The sequence below is a fragment of the Synechocystis sp. PCC 7509 genome (genome assembly GCF_000332075.2).
Classification (GTDB): domain Bacteria; phylum Cyanobacteriota; class Cyanobacteriia; order Cyanobacteriales; family Chroococcidiopsidaceae; genus Aliterella.
On record NZ_ALVU02000002.1, the window covers coordinates 175,819 to 194,652 of the forward strand.

The 18,834-nt window shown below is 43.8% G+C and carries 21 protein-coding genes; 9 read left to right on the forward strand and 12 right to left on the reverse strand.

Annotation, left to right across the window (positions count from 1 at the left end):
• Window positions 1–10 precede the first annotated feature (10 nt).
• The 9 genes from SYN7509_RS0221960 to SYN7509_RS0222005 all read right to left on the reverse strand — a co-directional run bounded on the left by SYN7509_RS0221960 (window position 11) and on the right by SYN7509_RS0222005 (window position 4,187).
• Entirely contained in the window at window positions 11–820 is an 810-nt protein-coding gene (locus SYN7509_RS0221960) for a hypothetical protein (RefSeq protein WP_009631582.1), read from the reverse strand.
• Between the two features lie 2 nt (window positions 821–822).
• The gene (locus SYN7509_RS0221965) at window positions 823–1,149 is read right to left on the reverse strand and encodes a hypothetical protein (protein ID WP_009631581.1); all 327 of its coding nucleotides are present in this window, start codon (window positions 1,147–1,149) and stop codon (window positions 823–825) included.
• Between the two features lie 8 nt (window positions 1,150–1,157).
• A complete protein-coding gene (locus SYN7509_RS30290; protein ID WP_158506184.1) occupies window positions 1,158–1,334 on the reverse strand; it encodes a hypothetical protein in 177 nt (58 codons plus the stop codon).
• An 82-nt stretch (window positions 1,335–1,416) separates the two neighbouring features.
• Window positions 1,417–1,992, reverse strand: a complete 576-nt coding sequence (locus tag SYN7509_RS0221975) for a hypothetical protein (protein WP_009631580.1) — start codon at window positions 1,990–1,992, stop codon at window positions 1,417–1,419.
• 13 nt (window positions 1,993–2,005) lie between these two features.
• Window positions 2,006–2,338 carry a helix-turn-helix domain-containing protein gene (locus tag SYN7509_RS0221980; RefSeq protein ID WP_009631579.1) on the reverse strand — a complete coding sequence of 111 codons (333 nt, stop codon included), beginning with the start codon at window positions 2,336–2,338 and terminating at the stop codon, window positions 2,006–2,008.
• 154 nt (window positions 2,339–2,492) lie between these two features.
• The gene (locus SYN7509_RS0221990; protein WP_009631578.1) at window positions 2,493–2,777 is read right to left on the reverse strand and encodes a hypothetical protein; all 285 of its coding nucleotides are present in this window, start codon (window positions 2,775–2,777) and stop codon (window positions 2,493–2,495) included.
• On the reverse strand, window positions 2,768–3,061 hold the full coding sequence (locus SYN7509_RS0221995; protein ID WP_009631577.1) for a hypothetical protein: 294 nt from the start codon (window positions 3,059–3,061) through the stop codon (window positions 2,768–2,770). Before SYN7509_RS0221995 ends, SYN7509_RS0221990 begins: the two co-directional genes overlap by 10 nt.
• Window positions 3,061–3,327 (reverse strand): hypothetical protein, encoded by a 267-nt coding sequence (locus SYN7509_RS0222000; protein ID WP_009631576.1) that lies wholly within the window; start codon window positions 3,325–3,327, stop codon window positions 3,061–3,063. The genes SYN7509_RS0221995 and SYN7509_RS0222000 overlap by 1 nt, the downstream gene beginning before the upstream one ends.
• Before the next feature lie 272 nt (window positions 3,328–3,599).
• Complete coding sequence (locus SYN7509_RS0222005) at window positions 3,600–4,187, reverse strand: hypothetical protein (RefSeq protein WP_009631575.1); 588 nt, start codon at window positions 4,185–4,187, stop codon at window positions 3,600–3,602.
• A 454-nt stretch (window positions 4,188–4,641) separates the two neighbouring features.
• On the opposite strand from SYN7509_RS0222005, the gene SYN7509_RS0222010 reads away from it, so the two are divergent.
• Complete coding sequence (locus SYN7509_RS0222010) at window positions 4,642–4,857, forward strand: helix-turn-helix domain-containing protein (RefSeq protein WP_028954506.1); 216 nt, start codon at window positions 4,642–4,644, stop codon at window positions 4,855–4,857.
• A gap of 211 nt (window positions 4,858–5,068) precedes the next feature.
• Complete coding sequence (locus SYN7509_RS26760) at window positions 5,069–5,458, forward strand: Rha family transcriptional regulator (protein WP_009630477.1); 390 nt, start codon at window positions 5,069–5,071, stop codon at window positions 5,456–5,458.
• Between the two features lie 244 nt (window positions 5,459–5,702).
• Here the strand turns inward: SYN7509_RS26760 and SYN7509_RS31470 are convergent, their stop codons facing one another.
• Window positions 5,703–5,831, reverse strand: coding sequence for a hypothetical protein (locus tag SYN7509_RS31470; RefSeq protein ID WP_255327334.1), 129 nt, complete (start codon window positions 5,829–5,831; stop codon window positions 5,703–5,705).
• Window positions 5,832–5,994: 163 nt separating this feature from the next.
• Between SYN7509_RS31470 and SYN7509_RS0222020 the strand changes: the two genes are divergently transcribed.
• From SYN7509_RS0222020 to SYN7509_RS0222055, 7 genes are all read left to right on the forward strand, one after another.
• Window positions 5,995–7,539 carry a group II intron reverse transcriptase/maturase gene (locus SYN7509_RS0222020; protein ID WP_009630476.1) on the forward strand — a complete coding sequence of 515 codons (1,545 nt, stop codon included), beginning with the start codon at window positions 5,995–5,997 and terminating at the stop codon, window positions 7,537–7,539.
• Complete coding sequence (locus SYN7509_RS0222025) at window positions 7,500–8,027, forward strand: hypothetical protein (RefSeq protein ID WP_227501576.1); 528 nt, start codon at window positions 7,500–7,502, stop codon at window positions 8,025–8,027. The genes SYN7509_RS0222020 and SYN7509_RS0222025 overlap by 40 nt, the downstream gene beginning before the upstream one ends.
• A gap of 60 nt (window positions 8,028–8,087) precedes the next feature.
• Window positions 8,088–8,453 (forward strand): helix-turn-helix domain-containing protein, encoded by a 366-nt coding sequence (locus SYN7509_RS0222030; RefSeq protein WP_009630474.1) that lies wholly within the window; start codon window positions 8,088–8,090, stop codon window positions 8,451–8,453.
• Window positions 8,454–9,054: 601 nt separating this feature from the next.
• Window positions 9,055–10,218: a DUF3102 domain-containing protein gene (locus tag SYN7509_RS27870; RefSeq protein WP_009630473.1), complete on the forward strand. Its 1,164-nt coding sequence runs from the start codon at window positions 9,055–9,057 to the stop codon at window positions 10,216–10,218.
• A gap of 404 nt (window positions 10,219–10,622) precedes the next feature.
• Window positions 10,623–10,853, forward strand: a complete 231-nt coding sequence (locus tag SYN7509_RS26770; protein WP_009630471.1) for a hypothetical protein — start codon at window positions 10,623–10,625, stop codon at window positions 10,851–10,853.
• Window positions 10,854–10,999: 146 nt separating this feature from the next.
• Window positions 11,000–14,359 (forward strand): DUF3987 domain-containing protein, encoded by a 3,360-nt coding sequence (locus SYN7509_RS26775; protein ID WP_009630470.1) that lies wholly within the window; start codon window positions 11,000–11,002, stop codon window positions 14,357–14,359.
• 23 nt (window positions 14,360–14,382) lie between these two features.
• Window positions 14,383–15,807, forward strand: a complete 1,425-nt coding sequence (locus SYN7509_RS0222055) for a hypothetical protein (RefSeq protein WP_009630469.1) — start codon at window positions 14,383–14,385, stop codon at window positions 15,805–15,807.
• 203 nt (window positions 15,808–16,010) lie between these two features.
• On the opposite strand, the gene SYN7509_RS0222060 is transcribed toward SYN7509_RS0222055, so the two are convergent.
• Both SYN7509_RS0222060 and topA read right to left on the reverse strand, forming a co-directional pair.
• Entirely contained in the window at window positions 16,011–16,484 is a 474-nt protein-coding gene (locus SYN7509_RS0222060; protein WP_009630468.1) for an ASCH domain-containing protein, read from the reverse strand.
• Window positions 16,485–16,600: 116 nt separating this feature from the next.
• A complete protein-coding gene (gene topA, locus SYN7509_RS0222065) occupies window positions 16,601–18,826 on the reverse strand; it encodes a type I DNA topoisomerase (RefSeq protein WP_028954508.1) in 2,226 nt (741 codons plus the stop codon).
• Window positions 18,827–18,834: the final 8 nt, after the last annotated feature.

Sequence of the window (18,834 nt, forward strand, 5' to 3'; positions counted from 1 at the left end):
TTTGAAACTTTTAGTTTCCCGTTACCGACACTTGTTGACCCGCAGCAGTTGAGTTGCTGGCAGAAGACTGAACTTTTGCCGATACCACCGCCGTAGATTCCGCCCTATTGAAGTGCTGGCGAAATACTGGTAGCGATTCCACATAGTTGATTGTGCTGGAGAGTCCAATTACGCCAAGCAGGTCTATTGCTGATTCCCACTCCTCGTCACTAGCACGTTGAGCCAAAAGCAAGTCGATAATGACCTGGGGCAACTCCACTTCTTTGCAGTCGCGCGCATTCCAAGTCAACACTTTCTCTGCCAAAAGTTCTTGGGAAGAAGCAGGCGGCAAATGAGGACGCGCTTGTTGCCGCAGGGCAAACAACTTAGCTTCCAGCCCACCCACAGGTAGACTTAGCTGAACGCCGTCCTTGGCTCTGGTTTTGCCTTTAGGCTTCCAGTTGACAACAACTGGATTGACTGGTGTGGGAATGTCTAAAACTGTTGATAGTGATAAAGAAAGTTGTCCTTCTTTAACGTTACAAGTTATTTTATCACCAATGTTACAGTGAGGATAGATGGTTTTAACATGGTGAGTTGCGGTGAGTCGCGCGTCCCCATAGACGCGAATTTTGGTTGATAAAGTATGAAATCGATAGCCGGATCTTGCTCCCTCAAATTCTGGAATCAACGGTAGTGGTAGGTCTTCTGTTCCTTCTAGCAACAAGATTTTATCACCACTTAACCCCTCATTTATTCTTCGCAATTTGTAGTAAGGATACTTAGCCAGAAAAGTTTTTAACCAAGTTTTTTGACGAGTGTTCAGACGTGGGTTTGCCATACTTAAAACCCTTCTGCTTCACCCGAATCTGCTACCCACTCCGGCTTGTGTTTCACTTGCGCTTGGTGGTTAACAGCCTTCAGCGCTGGAGCCGCCTGCGCTTTAACAATAGATTCTGCTTGTTTCAGCAGAAACTCTGTTACTGCTGAAGCTTCTTCGTCGGCATCTACCTTGGCGTACAGATTAATGCCAAGCTCCAAACTTTCATAGTTGCCTAAGTTGAACTTTTGCGTGTATGTGATACCAACTGTTGTATGTTGCATATTTTTGGTTGATTGGTTAATTATTGAAAGGTGATTACCTACGGTAGTGCTGTTAGGCGATCGCATATTCTCGTTTATCGCTGCTTGGAACGGAATTGAAGATGTTGAATTTGATGATTCAACTTTTTGAGATATTGCCGTAAGACAATCTTGCCTTGCTGTTTGGCTTGCGGATACACCTGCTGATAGTGCTTAAGCAATTGCGGCAATTGCTCAAGGTTTTTCTGCTTTGTAAATACTGGCTGTAGCATGATTAAGTCTCTCTTTTTCATTACAAAATAGAGGCTAAAGTATTCGTTTTAGCCTCTCGTTACTAAATGTTGTGGTAATACTTTACGCGGTCTGCTGTAGCTGGACTCTTGGCTCTACCCGCCCGTGTGCTGTATCGATTTTAGAGATTGCCCGTGCGATTGTATGCTGCCAGTTGACAGGCTCGTTATAGGGCGCATACGCTGCTCGTCCGGTTACTGGGTTGTAAATACGGGAGAATAATACTTGCTCTGTGTCTCCAGGTTCTACAGCAATTGTCATTGGCTTACTGAAACAGACAACTGGTAACGTAGCAAGCGTATAGATTAAACCTTTAGCAAAGAGTGTTTCATAACCAGACTGAATTACATAATTGCGGTCGGCTTTAATATGCAAATTAACTTTGAACTCTGGTTTACCTTTATACTCTTTCTCCTCTATTTCCAACTTCTCAACAATGCCCGTCAAAGCTTGGAATAGTATTGGCTCATGTTCTTTCTTTGCCCCGTCCCAAAAGTACCACAAGCACTCAGCATACTGGCGGTTAGCGTATATGTATCGCGGTTTAGGAGAATGCCCAAACCCTAGTTGCTGTTTTGATGCTTGTAATTCTTGAAGGATTGCTTGCAGGTATGCGTTGCTATCATTGTTGTCATCCATAAAGTTACCTCGGTTATGGTACCAATGTACTATCTACCTTGATTATAAAGTTTGGCTTTTGCCGCATCCATCGAAATAGCCCAGGCATTTGCTTGTAGTTCTGCTTGAGAAAATCTTGGTAGCGTTCTGGTAAGCGACCCGTTAGACACATTAGCTCCTCTCTATCCAAGTCCAGGTAATGCGCTAATTGTTGGATTACATACTCTTTAGGTGGATATTCGCTGTTGTCGCTTTCCAGTTTCGATAAATAGGTAAAGTCTATTTCTACCAGTGCCGCTAGTTTGCGCTGGCTATAGCCTATGCTAGTGCGCGCAGTGCGGATAACTTGACCAAAGGTTTGGGTCATTCAACTATTCCTGTTCGCATAAGATTCTTTTTGCTTGGAATTGTTCGTTAATTCCAATACTGCCGCCTCTCTGTTTGCTTGCACTTCTTTGGCAAATTCATAGCCAGCAACTTCTATACGATTGCATAGTGGCATAATATAGCCATTCTCACGCTCATTGCCTAAACTTTCCTTCGCCGCGTCCAAATATCTTCTTGATAGCGGCTAATTGCTCACTTTGATCGTTTACGGTAGGACAAGTAAATCCCCAACGAGCCGCTTGGGTGTAATAAATTGAGATCGGGGAGAAAAGTTTGTCAGTGTAAGCATGATTTTCTCCAATTATGCTTTTGTTATGTACTTTAACAACTTTGTACCCGTTCGCTAGTTTCATACTCACTTGGGCATCGATCTTACCAATGCCCAAGTTGTTGCTATCTTGAATTACCCTTAACTGCATAATTCCTCACTCCAGTACCGCAAGTCTTCCCAAGTAATTCCTTCGCTGGCATCGTGCTTATCGAATGCCCTTTGTAATACGCTCTGTGCTTGTTCTTCGGTTAAAGAAGATGTTTCTTTGTCCTCGTCAAAATCGTCTTGAACACTATGAACATCCTCAGTTGTCCAAACAACGGCTACTTTATCTGCCCAATACGCTGCTAATACAAGTTCTACCTGCTCTCCGTCTGTAGCTAGTCCTGCTTCTACTAAACTCGTTGCCATGTCTTGGATATGTTCATACATTATTTTCTTTTGCCTACGACGGTTACTATCATTTCTCGTGGAGGTAACTGCACCTGGCTGTAAGTCTTCTTTGGCGATGGTTGTACCGAAGCCAAGCTACAGGTAACTTCGATGCAGCGCTCGGCTAACAACTGTACGGGAATCGAAGCAGCTAAATTGTTAGCTATCTGTTGACACTTAACTAGATCAACATCACTGGTAACGTCAAATTCCAAAGTTATTTTATGAGGGTGTCGTTTCTTGAGGGTTCTACGTTCAAAATCCATAGTTATTTGCTTTCCTTTTTCTGGTAAGTTTGCTTGGATTGACTGCGGATAATTAATTTTTAATTTCAGAACGTAGAAGTGCTTTGAATAGGGCAATCTGCGCGAATGGAATTAAAAAAGACTTCGCACTCATTAGCAAGGCTGGAAGTATGCTATTTGCCATATATGAACCTCCAAATAATTATTAGACTTTCAACATTGACTGCTGCAAGTAGGAAAGGCGCTTTATGTAGAGTTGAAAGCGCCTCAATCGTTAGAGAGTGCGAAGTCTTTTAGTCAGCGTAGGAGGCTAAAACCCGTTCCCGATGCTCCTGCCAAAACTTCTCCCCTGCAATGTGCTTCTGCCCTATTCTTTCAGCTTCTTCAGAATCAAAGGCTCGACCTATAGCGCGATCGCCCACCCAAACTACATACCATTGCCAAGTGCTGTTGTACGTGACTGACCAAGTACGGGGTTTAGGAGGAGGAGTTGGTATAGGAGGCTTGGTGAAGGCGTTATAGCCTTCCATGTATCCTTTGGAATACTCGCACGTTGCGTTTGTATAAAGTGGGATTGATTTTTCTGTCGCATCTAGTCGCCCGTGATTAAAGGCTTGCTCAAACTCGGTTTGTGGGGGAGGTAGCAAGTCATCTTCTTCTTTTTCTAAAATCCACTCCTCCGTATAACAAGAAGCGTTTGTAGGTTTGACTTTTAGCCACACGCGACCGTCGGTGTAAATGTCCTTGTTTATCACTTCCATTACAGGTGTAAATGGAGCGTGGATAGTATCACCAATATTCGCTTTTGTTGTGGCTCTATCCCAGATTTTCGGGGTAGATTCAGAGCCGACTTGAATTGTGGGTTGTGCTTGAGTTAACATTTGAATTACCTATGTATGTAGGAACCAAAGCCTGCAAGTGATCTCCCTTCCACAGTTGATGCGCTTACAGGCTTTGTTGTGTACAAATTGTCTAAAGTTTTTAATCCACCAGGGCATCTCCTATCAGCGTTCATCCCTTTCGGGCTACCTGGCTTCTCTCTCGTCTGGGGGTTGCAGGCAGTGCCTTGGTTCCAGTTCCCCTGTTGTCTAGCCAACAGCAACCTTATTTCTTTTTTAGGATTGTGAATCGGTCGTTAAAGTGAGATTCTGGATTCCGTTGGGGTGGGGGCTGTCTCTTTCCCTGTTCCCATATTTATATTATGACAGCTAGTTAACTAGCTGTCAAGTTAACTAGCTATTAGATGTAGTGATCTTTTACCTGTAATATATAAAGCTAGCTAATAACTCTGTTAACTAGCTAGCTAGCTGTTATAATACGGGCAGAGTTCTTAGGATGAAAGTGATTTGTAAGCTTAAACAGTTAATGGATGAACAAGGTCTTAATCAAACTCAACTTGCAGATGCAACAGGATTAAGCCCTACAACTGTAGGAAAGCTATATCGTAATCAGTTTGAACGAATTGATAAAGATACATTAATGGTTCTATGCAAATTTTTTCGCAAAGGCATAGGCGATCTATTTGAGGTGATGTTTGAAGAAGGAGATTAGAGATTCAGTAATTGATTTAACAATTAATTACTAAATCGCTAGTCAACATCATCATTATTTCCCGTAGTTTGCACAATACAACAGTTTTTCTTTCCAAGCAGCTTTTGTCATAGAAACTTTTAGCTGCAAAAAGTAGCAATCGCCTAACTCTTGGCGGAGATGCGATCGCTACCTACCACAACCTAACTTTTTAACCGTAGAGGTTATGCCAATGTCTAATTTAACAGTTACCGAGCGTAATGGCATTTTAGTTGTTGATTCCCGGTTGGTTGCCCAAGAACTAGGAATCGAACATCATACTTTACTTAAGACAATCGATAAATATTCAGCACGACTAGAGACAAAATCACCACTTCGATTTGAAGTAGATGTGGTGAAACGTGTTCAGGGCGGCGGTTCTAATACTCGTTATGCTTGGCTAGATGAGCGGCAAGCAACATTGTTAATGACTTATAGCCGCAATACTCAGCAAGTTCTTGACTGTAAAGATGCCTTAGTTGATGCTTTTGTTAAAGCCAAACAACTCATCCCTGCACAATCTCAAGAAATCGAGCGCCTTAAGCTGGAACTTCAAGTAGCGGTGCGATTCGTTGAGTGCTGAATCACGGTGAAAGCCCGTACATAAGCACTCCAGCCAAGACTCCTAAGTCTAGCTGAACCTCAAAGTTGATGTAGGTGAAAGCCCTACCCGTCAAACTCAGACGTGACTCCTTATCTGACCCCAGTGACTAGGCTCGGTTCCTAGAGGCTGAAGCGGGTAGCAGGGCGCAATCAGACAACTATTACGGGTTGACACTGGCGCTAACAGGGGGTTTCTATGATGAAACAGATTCTAGAAAAGCAACCTATGGAGAGGCAGGGCGTAAAACAGGTAATACCTGGAAAGCCTGACCACGCCAGAGATTAGTATCCCGTCGCATTTGGCTACGATAGCGACAAAGAGTAAGGGGTTCTGGCGGTTGAAGTGAATCCATCTAAGGGAACGAACAATCAACCTTGAGGAACGAATAGAAACAGTTTGTTAGGTCTGGGGTTTCGTAACCCCAGTAGGCTGGACGAGAAGCGGAACTCCGCAGACTGGGTAGGATGGCTCGTAATTGAGCCAAGGTTCAAAGACAACACTTTTTGGAGCAGAGCATGGTTAGACACAGCGACAACGCTAGTGAACTTTGGAAGAATCTACCCTGGAAGAAATTTCGGAGAGATTTATTTCGCTTGCAAAAGAGAGTGTTTAAAGCGGTTTCAGTTGAAGACAAGCGTAAAGCTTTGTCACTCCAGAAACTAATCTTGAAGTCCAAGGCTGCGAGGTATCTGGCAATACGTCAGGTGACTCAGCTAAATGATGGCAAGAAAACGGCGGGTGTGGATGGTGAAGCATACCTTACTTTCGAGGAACGCTTTAACCTAAGCGATGAACTCAAAGAAAACGTTAACACATGGAAACACAATAAACTGCGAGAAATACCAATCCCAAAAAAGGATGGTACGAAACGCATTCTAAAAGTTCCAACCATCGCAGATAGAGCTTGGCAATGCCTCGCAAAATATGCTTTAGAACCCGCTCACGAAGCAACATTCCATGCTAAAAGCTATGGGTTCAGGGCAGGTCGCTCGGCACACGATGCCCAAAAAATCCTGTTTCTAAATCTACAAAGCACCAGTCACGGAATAGATAAAAGAGTCATTGAACTCGATATCGAAAAGTGCTTCGACCGGATTAATCACTCATCCATAATGGATAAACTCATTGCCCCAAAGGGCATACGGGCAGGAATCTTTCGCTGTCTTAAATCAGGAGTTAACCCAGGGTTTCCTGAACAAGGAACGCCACAAGGCGGGGTCGTTAGCCCATTACTTGCCAACATCGCGCTAAACGGCATCGAAAGTATCTACAGGTACAAAGACCCTTGGGGAAGGATTAAAGAAACATCGATCCGCTATGCGGACGATATGCTTGTAATAATCAGACCCCAAGACAATGCCGAGGTAATACTGGAAAGTATTAGCCAATTCTTAGCTGAACGCGGATTAAAGGTAAGTGAAAAGAAGACGAAGCTAACCGCTACGACAGATGGGTTTGATTTCCTCGGCTGGCATTTCAAAGTGCAGAGCAACGGAAAGTTTAAATGCACTCCCTCAGTGGATAACTTTAAAGCTTTTCGCAAGAAAGTAAAACACATAGTCAACAACTCAAACTATGGCGCTACCACAAAGGCTGAAAAATTAGCCCCAGTAGTTAGGGGGTGGAGAAATTACCACCGCTTCTGCAAAATGGATGGGTCACGGTTTTCGCTGTACCATACTCAAAACAGAGCATTCAAGGTATTTAATAAAGAAGCTAAACAGAATCGCTACACTAGCAAGAAATTGTTAAATAAGGCTTTTCCAGCAGTTCCTTACTCCGAAAACAAACACATCAACGTCAAGGGTAATAAATCACCCTACGACGGCGATTTGACCTACTGGAGCGAACGTAATAGTAAGCTCTATGACGGTACAACCTCTAAAGTCCTAAAACGACAAAACCATTCATGTGCCAGATGCGGATTAAAGATGACCTTTGAGGAGCAAGTTCACTTGCACCATAAAGATAACAATCACCACAACTGGAAGAACAATAATCTGGAAGCCTTACATGCGAGTTGCCACGATTACCTACACATGAGCAAAGGCATTGCCTAATTGAATCGGGAGCCGGATGCAGCGAAAGCGGCACGTCCGGATCTAACAGAGAGGGGCGCTGGATAATACCAGCCCTCGACTCTAACCAAGCCCAAGCCGCCGCAGCACAAAGTCAAGAGCGCCTGATGCAAGTCTCTAGCGCCATCGTCACAATGCATGGGGCGGGGATGCTGGGGTTAATCTTGGGCAAGCCAGAGGCAATTGTCGAACAACCGCCAATTGTTGTTGAGAAAACCCTGTTGGTGAATCAGGCAGGCAGACCCATTAAAACCTACCAAGGTCTTTCTAAGACTAAGCTTGCCCAACGCTATGGCATGAAGAAGGCTCAAGATTTAGTCAACTGGCTGCAATCGATGGGTAAGGCGGATTTGATTCAACCAGGGGTGACCGCCGCTCCCTGCCAGTTTGTCCCATTCGAGTATGTCCCAGAGTTAGACAAGCTTTGGGCAGCACGGCGAGGAGAGCGACAAAAACTACTTGGGGAGTGACCGCATTCTTTTTCCCAGTAGCCAAGTTTTTCCACACCCAACCAAAATTAGGACAAATTCATGTCACCAAAAGTAAATGAGCTTGGCGATCACTATCAGGTTTTAAAGGCACTGACTGGCGATCACACTCAGACCCAACTTGACCTATTGAGATGTCGTTGTCCCCGGTGCGATCGCTTTGGCGTTGTCTTTGATATGCACGACTACTACGGCATTATCTACAAAGTTAAGAAGTTTAAGACATATATTCTTTCCTGGTTAGACGGGTGGATTTATCAAAAGTTAAAAAAAGGAAAACCACCTTGGGTATATGTAGTTACCCAAAAACTAGCTGAAGCTCTTGGCTGCTGTAGAGATACAGTATTTCGTCACCTTAAAGACCTGTGCGAGATGGGCATACTCAGGAAAACTCCCTACAAACGTTGAGCGACAGATAATATGTGAAGTTTAGAAGCCCCCACTAACCGAGTACGGTGCAGTGGTAGGAGTTGTCACTGTATTTGTAAATAAATTTTCTGTTAGGAACATTCCCCAGAACATTAGAGTTTTTTCATGATATGCTACACATTATAAGTTGTGTTGTCATTGGTCAACGGATCTCTATCGGGCTAAAGCTGGTTAAGGCAGTAGGTACTCTCAAATTTTCACAATGTGAAAATTTGAATCTGGACTAATCCTCCTAAAATTTTACTAATGTGAAAATTTGCATTTATGTTACCTTCCAAATCTTCACATTGTGAAAACTTGCCTGTAGCTGACACCACCTTTTACATCTAGTGATTCCCCATGACCTCTCCCAAATTTTTACTAATGTGAAAATTCGCATCTGTACCACTCATCCCCAATTTTTACTAATGTGAAAATTTGTATCTGTACTATCTTCCAAATCTTCATATTGTGAAAATTTGCCTATAGCTGATGCCAACGGTCACTACCTAGTTACTAATTTCCCTGCTAGAGTTTACAACAGCCTCTTGTCCTGCAAGTCTTGTCTCACTGAAATGATTTCTGAGAAATTTTCATTACTATGGCAACCCTCACAAATTCTCCCGCGCAAAAAAGCTACTGTCTAGCTAAAATTAGAAGCAACAGCCTTACTATTGCTCCTTTAACCTTCATGCCAAGTTCTATCACTCCTAAAGCTCATCAAGGATTTGATTACGCTAGTCTTGATGCCCCAACTTCTCAGTTTGTGCAGCAGCAAACTGGCGAAATTCAGGCTTTGATGAAGCGTACTGCTCAAAATATTATTGAGGTAGGGCAAAAGCTGATTGAAGTAAAAAATAGACTAGGGCATGGATACTTCCTAACCTGGCTACAAGCGGAGTTCGGTTGGAGTTACCCAACGGCTGCTCGTTTTATGCAAGTAGCTAATTCTTTTAAGGAAACTTCTCAAATTGAGAACTTTGCCCCTTCTGCTCTCTACGAGCTAGCTGGTGCTTCAACTCCCGAAGCCGCCCGTAACGAAGCCATTGCTCGTGCTAAAGCAGGTGAATCTATTACTCGTCAAGCTGCTAAAAGTATCAAGCAGAAGTACGTTCCGCCTGCTGCTGCCCCCAAGTCAGAGCCAGCACCTAAACTAGATGTTCAGCCTATCTCACAATTGTCTCCTACACCCCAGATTTCCCTAGCTCAACCGCGTATAAAGCAAGAAATTATTGCTATTCGCCCTAAGCCTGTAGCTATTGCTTTGCCCACAACCGATTCTAGCATCAGTCTCCAGGCTATACCAACGCCACTACTACAAGTTGGCACTCCATCGCCCATGATTACGACTGATGTTGCTGGAAGCTGGTGGCAGTTAGTAGGAAAACATTTACTTTACGGCGGAGATCCTAACTCCAGTCAGTTTTTGCAGCAAATTCCAGAGCAAGTCTCTTTACTGCTGGCTTTTCCCCAGCAAAGGGACTGGCAAACAGCTATAAAAGCTGATGTTCGGGTCATAATCACCGAACATCTACCGCAGTGTAAAGACCCGAACTTGCTTGATGAAATTCTAGAATTTAATCTACTCCACCACTCGAAGGTGGGAATGGTAGTAGTTAATTGCTTTGTACCATCTCTAGAGATCCTATCTATCGTTAATCGCCTAGGTCGTCGGGGTTTATTTGCTGAACCGGATGCAAAGCGTGTCAATGCTGTGATTAGTGACTGGAAACAAGCTGGACTAAAGGTAGAAAAAGTAAGGTAAGGGCAAGCTCTATTGCCTTATCTCAGCTTTGAACCAAGTTAAAACCTTTAATATTGAACGAATGGAGAACTATTTATGCTTACAGCAATATCTAAAATTATTTCCTTAAGTTCTACTTTGTGCGCTAGATCCCGTATAATACTTTCAATTGAATAAAGCTTCGTGGGTGAGGAAAGTCTGTTAGAGCAGACTATTATCTTCCGCCACCGAAGGCTCCGACCCACAACCGTTAATCTGGAGGTCAGAACGTCAATGTTATTATTAGTATTGTGCAACTTTAGTGTGCCTTTTGGCAAGTTATTTCCCAAAATAATTTCAAATTCTTTTGGTTCAAAGACATTAGATAACGGCAGCATAGGGATTACAGTCCCTGCGGCTACTCTCAAAGAAAAGGAGGGAGCTTCATGAATGCTGCCGTCAAGGAGAAAAGCGAGTTAAGCCTATTCGTCAGACGAGAAATAGATGACTACGGGCTAGACACTTGCGAGTTTCGCATCTACGCCCGGATCACTCACCGCGCTGGTAATGGAGAAGCGTGGGAGAGCCTTAATAACATGGCTAGTGCTTGCCGCATGACTTTGAGTCGAGTGCGCCTAGCATTACAAATTCTGAACTTAGCTGAAATTACCCAATAAAAAAGCCGGGACAATCCCTACCTAGAAATAAACCTAGACTAGACTGCCACGACCTAATAGCAATCGTAAGTCTAACAAAATCTAGACAAATAAGCATAATTTATTTTTAGGGGTTGTCTTGGTTCAACATAAATAACGAGAACCAAATGAACTACGCATTTCCTCAAACAGACCGCGAACTAGCCCAAAAGCAATTAATGTACCTTGGTTACACTTCTAGCCAAGTATTTTTACGCTTTTTCTACCACTCAGATAATCCTAAAAAAGGCGATGATAAAGGGCGTAAATTAAATAATCTGGACTACAAAGCGATCGCATCTTACCAACAAGACGAGCGCGGCACGTATGTAGTAGTTAACGGTGCTGACGGCGGACACGAAGATAAAGATATCAAGCAGTGCGCGGCGATATTTTGCGAATGGGACGATCGCCCAATTGAAGATCAATTACTACATTGGGAGACATTAGGCTTTTTTGAGCCAACTTTCACGGTATATAGCGGCGACAAGTCTGCTCAACCCTACTGGGTGTTTGACACGCCAATAAATGTTGAACAGTGGCGGGAATTGCAACGACTTTTAATTGAGGTAATGGGGGCAGATCCAAGTAACAAAAACCCCTCAAGAGTATTTAGACTTGCTGGCGGCTGGCACGTTAAACCCGGACGAGAACCGAGAAGAACGGAGATAGTCCAGGAATCAGGGCAAAAATATCCTTACGAACAATTAAGAGAGCGCCTCCAATCTCTAGCTAAACCCCCTATGGAACAAGCAACGCGCCCAATTACTTCAACACTTAGTTACCAGCGCTACGAGGATATAAGTTTACCTGTACCCCAAACTGTACCGATTGAAGTTTGTTTAGCGAAAGAGTCCCGTAGTTTACTCCAATCCGGCTGCGCCCAAGGTGGGCGTAATTTTGGTGGTGCTAAACTAGCCCGTGACCTAATTGGTACAGCTTCTTACTTACAAACCATCGGACAAAGTTTTGATGGCAATCCTCAATTGTTACTAGAAAATTACGGCACTCGTTGCTCTCCCCCTTTGCCAGCAAAAGAAATTGAATCAATTTGGGCATCGGCGGCTAAGAGCAATCCTGCGCCTAGCTGTACCCCTGATGGTGTAGAAAACTGTCTCCGCGCCTGGTATTGGAAGAATTACGTCCAGAACAATAAACCTCACAATAATAAGCAATGCTTTGGTTTTAGCCCTAGTAGTAATCAGCCAAGCACAAGCTCTAAGACAAATTTGTGCGATCGCATAAAACGTATTCTTACAAGCTACGAAACTGAATCAACCCAAACGGCGGCATTAATGGACCTAGCTGCCGACGTTAGAAAATCATTTAATGAAATAAAGAATTTGGCGCGAATCATTCAGAGTGAGGGAGAGCAAGCAACCGAAGTAGTTACCGCCATTGAGTCCTTCACGCCAATAATTAAAAACTGCCGCAAGCGCTTAGATATCAGGCGATACCTCAATCCCATCCTTGCCGAACCACTGATCGCAAAAGCTTCAGCAATGCCTACAGCGCCGGAGTACCTGTTTAATACGCTTTTACCATCTTGCGCTTCAAGAATTGGTACGAGCGCCAGGATTGTTATCGATCCCGTGTCCGGCTATACCCAGGACTGCATATTTTGGACGGCAAATGTTAACCACTCTGGGCAAGCCAAAACACCACCGCAAAAAGAAGTAATCTCCCCCCTGGAAAAGATGGAAGGAGAAGCCAAAGATATTTACGATACTCTTCTTAGTGACTACGAACAAGATAAAAAATCCGAGGGCAAACCGCCTGTAAGAATGCGGCGACTTTTAAGTAATGTAACGACTTCTACAAAAATCCGCATCCACCAAGAAAATCCGCGCGGACTGCTCGAATATATAGATGAACTTGTCGCTGATTACCAACGCTTAAACCAATACAAAGGGGGTGGGAAAGGAGACGACTTACAAGTAGAGCTAAGTTTTTTCAATGGTGCTGCCTGCAACTACGACCGCCACGACGCGAGATTATTTTTAAACCGCACTGCTTTTAGTAAAACAGGCACATACCAGTGGGATACGTTAGCGCGGTTAATGGGTGATGACGTGAATTTTATTTCAAGCGGCTACAGCGCCAGGTTTTTGTATTGCTCAATTCTCGATGCGCCACTCCGGTATTTAGATTTGCTTACTCCAAAGATGAATAGCAATTTCACCGAGACTCTAGAGTGGCTGTACGAGCAATTAGAGGGATTACCACAGCAAGACTATTTGTTAACGCGAGAAGCTAAAGTGCTATTTCAAGCCTGGAACCATACTTTAGCCGACGATGAAAGGGAAGAAAACTACTTTGGCTTCTCGATTGTCTACGCAAAAATCGAAGCATACGCGGCAAGAATTGCCCTGTGGCTGCACATAGTTAACGCCGTTTGTGCTGGCAAGTTACCGGAACCAACGATTGACGGTGAGACAATGCGTCACGCGATAGAGATTTCATCTTTCTACCTGTGGCAGCAAAAATTAATTCACGGCAATAACGCGCCAACGCGAAAATTGGAAGGCATATTTTTCAAAGTCCAAACTCAAGCCGAGAAATACTTTGCCAAATCAAAGCAGGGACTAAATGCTTCGTTTCTCAAAACCAGAATTAACGCCCTCAAAAGTTGGGCAACAGAGAAAATCCGCACGGTAGTGTTTAAAACGTTGGCGGCGGCGGGACATGGGCGGATTGAAGGGGAGGGTAGTGAAATGAAATATTTTCCCCTGAGTCAACTATTGGTGGATGTTGGTGCAAAGTTGGTGGTATCACCAATAGCTCAAAGCCATACGAATGATGAAGTACAGACAACTATTGGTGAAATTGGTGAATTAACTAATAAGGAAATACTTTCAGAGACAATACTCAGTAGCTTTGTACTGCCATCAGAAATTACCGCTTTAGCAGATCCCGAAATAACTATCGAACTTGATGCTCAACAGCACCAACAAAAAGTATTAGATACGAGAGTCCACCAATTCACCAACTTAGAAGCTGGAAGTATTACTATCGCAGACGTTGAGGCGGTTGGTGGTAGCACCAATGACCCACCAACATCACCAACATCAAATCCAGTTTTACTACTATTGCAACTGACAACTTGGGTAGAGATAGCTGACTCAATGCAAAAAGATAGTCAAAAATTAATTGATGCCATGAATCAGTTTGATAAAGAGCAAAAAAGAAAAATTGCCTCAGTATTAATTGAGTTTCTGTGTAATGAACCCCAGAGTCTTAAAGAACTAAATTGGATACCAATCAAAATGCTCAACTGGATATTCAAACGCCTGCAATTCACGATTTCCCGCATTGGTGGTGATTCTATTGACCAAGCGCGGATGGAACAAGTTGAGAACTTGTCTTTTGTCTCGGTTGAAGGATTGGGTAGTAGTAAAGAGTTTTGGGTGTTCTGCGATCTGACAAGTGGTAGAAATATCCCAGTTTTTGGTACGGATGGAATTTGTGGAATCTCGGTCAGAAATTAATCCTTTTACGAGAATCAATAATTATGATTAGCGTTACGGAAGAAATATCGTTACTAACGAAGCAAGAAAACCGACTGCATACCAGTCTAGATAACTTGCGTGGACAAAAAAGCAAGGTTAAAGAACATAGACAGCTAGAGAAAGAACTGGCAATGGTTTTGGGTAAGCGCCAAAATTTACAGGCTTGGGCTGTTTTTGAAATTGGAATGCCCGTCCACCGACTTAATTTACCCCGCCTTGGAATTGTCAAGGAATTAAAAATCACGCCTGGAGGCATGGGAGAAGTATGGGTGAGTTGGGATGGTGTGCTACAAATTCCCGAACAACCAAACCTATTACAGATTGATGGTGCGGCGCTGGCGAAAATTATTGCTGTGGGCGATCGCATAGAAATCGTTGAGGGTCATGAAGAAGCTGGCAAAATCTTTACTGTAGAGCGGTTATTAGCGCGTGGGGCAGTAGAGACGACCGATGAGATGATTTTTGAGCGAGAGAAGTGGCAAAAAGTTGAAGAAGCTGATCAAAAAGTTGTACAGACTAGGAGCGAAGACGATGAGTATTCAATACATAACGGTAGTTTTAGCCAGGAAACCCAAATGGTTACCCAGTTAACAGAGGAATCAGGCAGTGAAAAGCCAGACACCATAGTTACGGTAAATACGACTGCTACTCAAATCGAAGAATTAAGTGAAGACGAGGAAAAAGAGCGGCATCGGTTGGAATTAAAGGTAGAACGAGCATTCGTTGAGGCGGGGACGGCATTACGAAAACTGAGGGATAGACGGCTGTATCGCTCAACTCATAAGACTTTTGAGGAATATTGCTCTGACAGATTTGGTTTCAGCCGTCGCCATCCATATCGCTTGATTGACGCAGCCAACGTTGTTGAAAATTTAGAAAAGTTTTGTGTCCAATTTGGACACATACTACCAGCCAAAGAATTTGTTTGTCGTCCGTTGACGATTCTTAGACCCGATCAACAAAGAGAAGTTTGGCAAGAAATTTTGCAAGAGACAGAGGGTAAACACCCAACGGGTAAAGAAGTTAAAAGCATTGTCGAACGCCTCAAAGAAAAACCTTTGGTTAAAGCCAGTGATTTCTGTACTATTGGCGATCCGTTTATCCTGACTAGATTAGAGGGGGCTGAACGAAAATATAATGGCTGCTGGGCGATCGCACGGGAGCATCGAGACTTTACAATAGCCGTTGATGTTTACGACGGAGAACTGGCTGTGAAACCAGAAAATCTTAACCCTATTGATTTACCTGATGTACGCCGTCAGTTACCAGAAACGCTCAAACGGATAAAAAGGCTGCGGAATAACGCAGAAATGTTGGATCGGGGTGTTTATCACGCACTTGAAGGCTTGGGACGGCAAATATATCTAACAGATTTTGAGGATAAATTATTGACGTTTATGGAGCAGTGCTACGGCATTAATGACTAAAAAATTACCATTAATACAAGTATAAAAAAGCTATTTATCAAGCGAACAGTTGGGTGGTGAACAGTTTTGAACTGAGGGTCGAAGATATTGATTATAGAATGCTCGTCACTAAAGAGGGTAGAGACAATCTAGCTGAAAACAGAAGTTTTATTTATTTGTATGCAGTGTCAAGTTAGGGTGAGGTTGATAGCGAGGGGATTATTTTAGCTGTGAGCTTTAGGTGGAGGAGTGATTAAGATTCTGGGCAGAGATTTTGAAAGGGGTGATTGTTCAATCAGGTAAGGTGCTTGTTCCTGAATTTGTTCCCAAGCTAGGTTAAAGGCTCTGATGCTTAATGCAGTTCTGGGCTGCCAATAGTTGCGTTTCCCTGAAACGCCAGGAATAAATTTCTGAAAAAGAACGGGATGTTGCATCCAATGAGCATAATAGCCCTCATATTCTTGATTAGGAGTGCAATCGTATAATTCTGCTGCACCAATAATTGCAGATATCATATCTTTGCTTTGTGGCTCTCCGTATTTGCTTCCTGTAGAGACGTGGAGCAACACAACTCCTCGAAAATTTGTTTTCCAACTTCGTCCCTCTGAGGGTTTTCTGCCTATTGCAATCAAATAAGCATAGGGACCTGCAATGCTTAAAGCGCGCAGATTATCTGGAAATTTGGGTTGGAGAACCATGTCATCACTTAGAAGGTACAAGAATATTGTTCCCAATCCAAGGTCAGTTATAACAAATAACCTTGATTATTAGAACTGTAAAAGATAATTGCGGTATGTTTAGTTGTTACCGTTTGTCAGCAATCCAGTTTGAATGGCAATTCTCCAAACTTAGGACTCCACCAGCCTTTTACTGTATGGAAATAAACCGCTTCCTTATGCTTAGAATCGCTCTTGGCATTGGAATCCGAACACCTCAGTAAACTCTTGGTTTGACCATCCTTTTGGTAACGGTATTCCTCCAAAGGTTTTTGGCAGACGGGGCAGGAATATTGAGTTACTTGAGCATTTGCAGTTTCTAGTGGCGTGTCATTGGTTTGTCCAGTGTGGGGTAGCTGCCACTTTTTATCGCGCTCTGACCAAAACATAACTGTATTGATACAACCACTGACACACTTGAGAAAATACTTTTTCTTCAGCTTTGAGCTTGGGATTTTAACTAAATAACTCTGACACTGGGGGCAACGGGTACGCGATTGGTTATGCTGCCCCGGTTGTTGTTTTGTCTGTGGTTGGGTTGAAGATAATTGGCGTAAAGGACTTCCAATTTGAGCAGCAGGATTATTGCTGAGGTGAAGCTTAATTACTTGCTTGGCTTTGGCTAAGGCTGGGACAAAATAATCTCGATTCCAAGCAGTCAAATACTGCTGCCAATCCTGCTTGCCAGCAGAGATCGCATCTAGCTGATTTTCCATCTCGGCAGTAAACTCTGTTTGGAGCAAGTCGGGCAAGGCATCGGCTAAGAAGCAATCTACTTCTAAGCCCAGTTTAGTCGGCTGTAAGTGACCTTTAATAAGCTCGGCATACTGTCTTTGCTTAAGGGTTTGAATTGTGGCGGCGTAAGTGCTAGGGCGACCAATGCCTTTGCGTTCCATAACTTGAACTAATTTAGGTTCGCTGTAACGCGGTGGCGGTTGAGTCTGTTTCTGCTCGTGAAGTGCCTGTTGAAGCGTGAGAATTTGCCCTTGCCGTAAGCTAGGCAGTTGGACATCAGCGCTGATGTTATTCCAGTATTTGGTGTAGCCAGGAAATTCAATTAGTTGTCCTTTGGCTTGCCAGAAAATATTCCCGGATTGAGTAACTATGAGTGTTTGGCGGATTCTCGCATTTTGGCACTGAGAGGCAACAGAGCGCTTCCAAATCATCACGTACAGGGCAAAGGCATCAGCAGACAATTGGACGCGCAAGTCGGCGCTCCTCTTGTGGATGTCTGTAGGGCGGATAGCTTCATGGGCTGCTTGCGCTCCTTTGACCTGCCTGTGTTGCGCTAACTTCCTCGGTACGTTGTCAGGGTCATGTACTTCCAACCAACTCCTGACGGCGGCGCAAAATTCTGGAGCTAGGGCAATACTGTCAGTCCGCATATAGGTAATTAACCCGGATTCATAAAGCGACTGGGCCACAAGCATTGTTTTTTCAGGACTGAACTTCAGCCTCGCTCCTGCGACTTGTTGTAAAGAAGATGTGACAAAAGCCGGGGGAGGAGTACGAGTAGTGCTTTTTCCTTCAGCAGAAACAATGTGATGTGGATTAGCTTTTGCCTGTTGAACTAAACTATCTGCGTGGGATGCACTTAAAACTTTGCTTGACTCAAAGTTCGCTTGCTCTTTAGTGTCGCTGGTGTCGTCGAGTAGTGGTGTTTCAGAAGGCTGTGAATCATTTTGCTGATTTGTCCCCAAGTAGTAGGCGCGAAACCCCTCAACGTAATCAACATAAACGTTCCAATAATCTTGAGGAACGAAAGCTTGGATTTGCTGCTCCCTTTGACAAAGAATGTGTAGGGTAGCGCTTTGCACCCGACCCATACTTTTCGCCCCATTTTGAAGCTGCCACAGCAAGGGAGAGCCTTTGTAGCCAACTAATTTATCAAGAACGCTCCGGCACAGTCCCGCATTGACCATGTTTTGGTCTATTTGTCGGGGACGAGCGAGCGCTCTTGTGACTGCTGTTGGGGTAATTTCGGTATAAATGACTCTTTGGGGGTTTTTTAGGTGTAAGGCTTGCCCAAGATGCCAAGCGATTGTTTCCCCTTCTCGGTCACAATCGGTTGCCAGAAAAACTGTCTTGACCTGACGAACAGCCGCTTGTAGTTGTTTAATAGTCTGCTGCCCTTTCTCTTGGCGCAGAACAAAGCGACAAGTGACTGTACTACCCGTTAAGTCAAAGCCCAAAGCATCTTGTCCATCCGATGCTAATTCTCGGACATGACCCATGCTTGCTTTGACCAACCAGTCAGAGCCGAGGATTTGGCTGAGCTTTTTGATTTTGCCGGGACTTTCAACAATCAGGAGCTTGGTTGCCAAAGCAGTGT

Excerpts from the sequence above, each read along its gene's own strand:
- SYN7509_RS0221960 (WP_009631582.1), bottom strand. The coding sequence starts at position 820 with ATGGCAAACCCACGTCTGAACACTCGTCAAAAAACTTGGTTAAAAACT.
- SYN7509_RS0221965 (WP_009631581.1), bottom strand. The coding sequence starts at position 1,149 with ATGCGATCGCCTAACAGCACTACCGTAGGTAATCACCTTTCAATAATT.
- SYN7509_RS30290 (WP_158506184.1), bottom strand. The coding sequence starts at position 1,334 with ATGCTACAGCCAGTATTTACAAAGCAGAAAAACCTTGAGCAATTGCCG.
- SYN7509_RS0221975 (WP_009631580.1), bottom strand. The coding sequence starts at position 1,992 with ATGGATGACAACAATGATAGCAACGCATACCTGCAAGCAATCCTTCAA.
- SYN7509_RS0221980 (WP_009631579.1), bottom strand. The coding sequence starts at position 2,338 with ATGACCCAAACCTTTGGTCAAGTTATCCGCACTGCGCGCACTAGCATA.
- SYN7509_RS0221990 (WP_009631578.1), bottom strand. The coding sequence starts at position 2,777 with ATGCAGTTAAGGGTAATTCAAGATAGCAACAACTTGGGCATTGGTAAG.
- SYN7509_RS0221995 (WP_009631577.1), bottom strand. The coding sequence starts at position 3,061 with ATGTATGAACATATCCAAGACATGGCAACGAGTTTAGTAGAAGCAGGA.
- SYN7509_RS0222000 (WP_009631576.1), bottom strand. The coding sequence starts at position 3,327 with ATGGATTTTGAACGTAGAACCCTCAAGAAACGACACCCTCATAAAATA.
- SYN7509_RS0222005 (WP_009631575.1), bottom strand. The coding sequence starts at position 4,187 with ATGTTAACTCAAGCACAACCCACAATTCAAGTCGGCTCTGAATCTACC.
- SYN7509_RS0222010 (WP_028954506.1), top strand. The coding sequence starts at position 4,642 with ATGAAAGTGATTTGTAAGCTTAAACAGTTAATGGATGAACAAGGTCTT.
- SYN7509_RS26760 (WP_009630477.1), top strand. The coding sequence starts at position 5,069 with ATGTCTAATTTAACAGTTACCGAGCGTAATGGCATTTTAGTTGTTGAT.
- SYN7509_RS31470 (WP_255327334.1), bottom strand. The coding sequence starts at position 5,831 with ATGGATTCACTTCAACCGCCAGAACCCCTTACTCTTTGTCGCTATCGT.
- SYN7509_RS0222020 (WP_009630476.1), top strand. The coding sequence starts at position 5,995 with ATGGTTAGACACAGCGACAACGCTAGTGAACTTTGGAAGAATCTACCC.
- SYN7509_RS0222030 (WP_009630474.1), top strand. The coding sequence starts at position 8,088 with ATGTCACCAAAAGTAAATGAGCTTGGCGATCACTATCAGGTTTTAAAG.
- SYN7509_RS27870 (WP_009630473.1), top strand. The coding sequence starts at position 9,055 with ATGGCAACCCTCACAAATTCTCCCGCGCAAAAAAGCTACTGTCTAGCT.
- SYN7509_RS26770 (WP_009630471.1), top strand. The coding sequence starts at position 10,623 with ATGAATGCTGCCGTCAAGGAGAAAAGCGAGTTAAGCCTATTCGTCAGA.
- SYN7509_RS26775 (WP_009630470.1), top strand. The coding sequence starts at position 11,000 with ATGAACTACGCATTTCCTCAAACAGACCGCGAACTAGCCCAAAAGCAA.
- SYN7509_RS0222055 (WP_009630469.1), top strand. The coding sequence starts at position 14,383 with ATGATTAGCGTTACGGAAGAAATATCGTTACTAACGAAGCAAGAAAAC.
- SYN7509_RS0222060 (WP_009630468.1), bottom strand. The coding sequence starts at position 16,484 with ATGGTTCTCCAACCCAAATTTCCAGATAATCTGCGCGCTTTAAGCATT.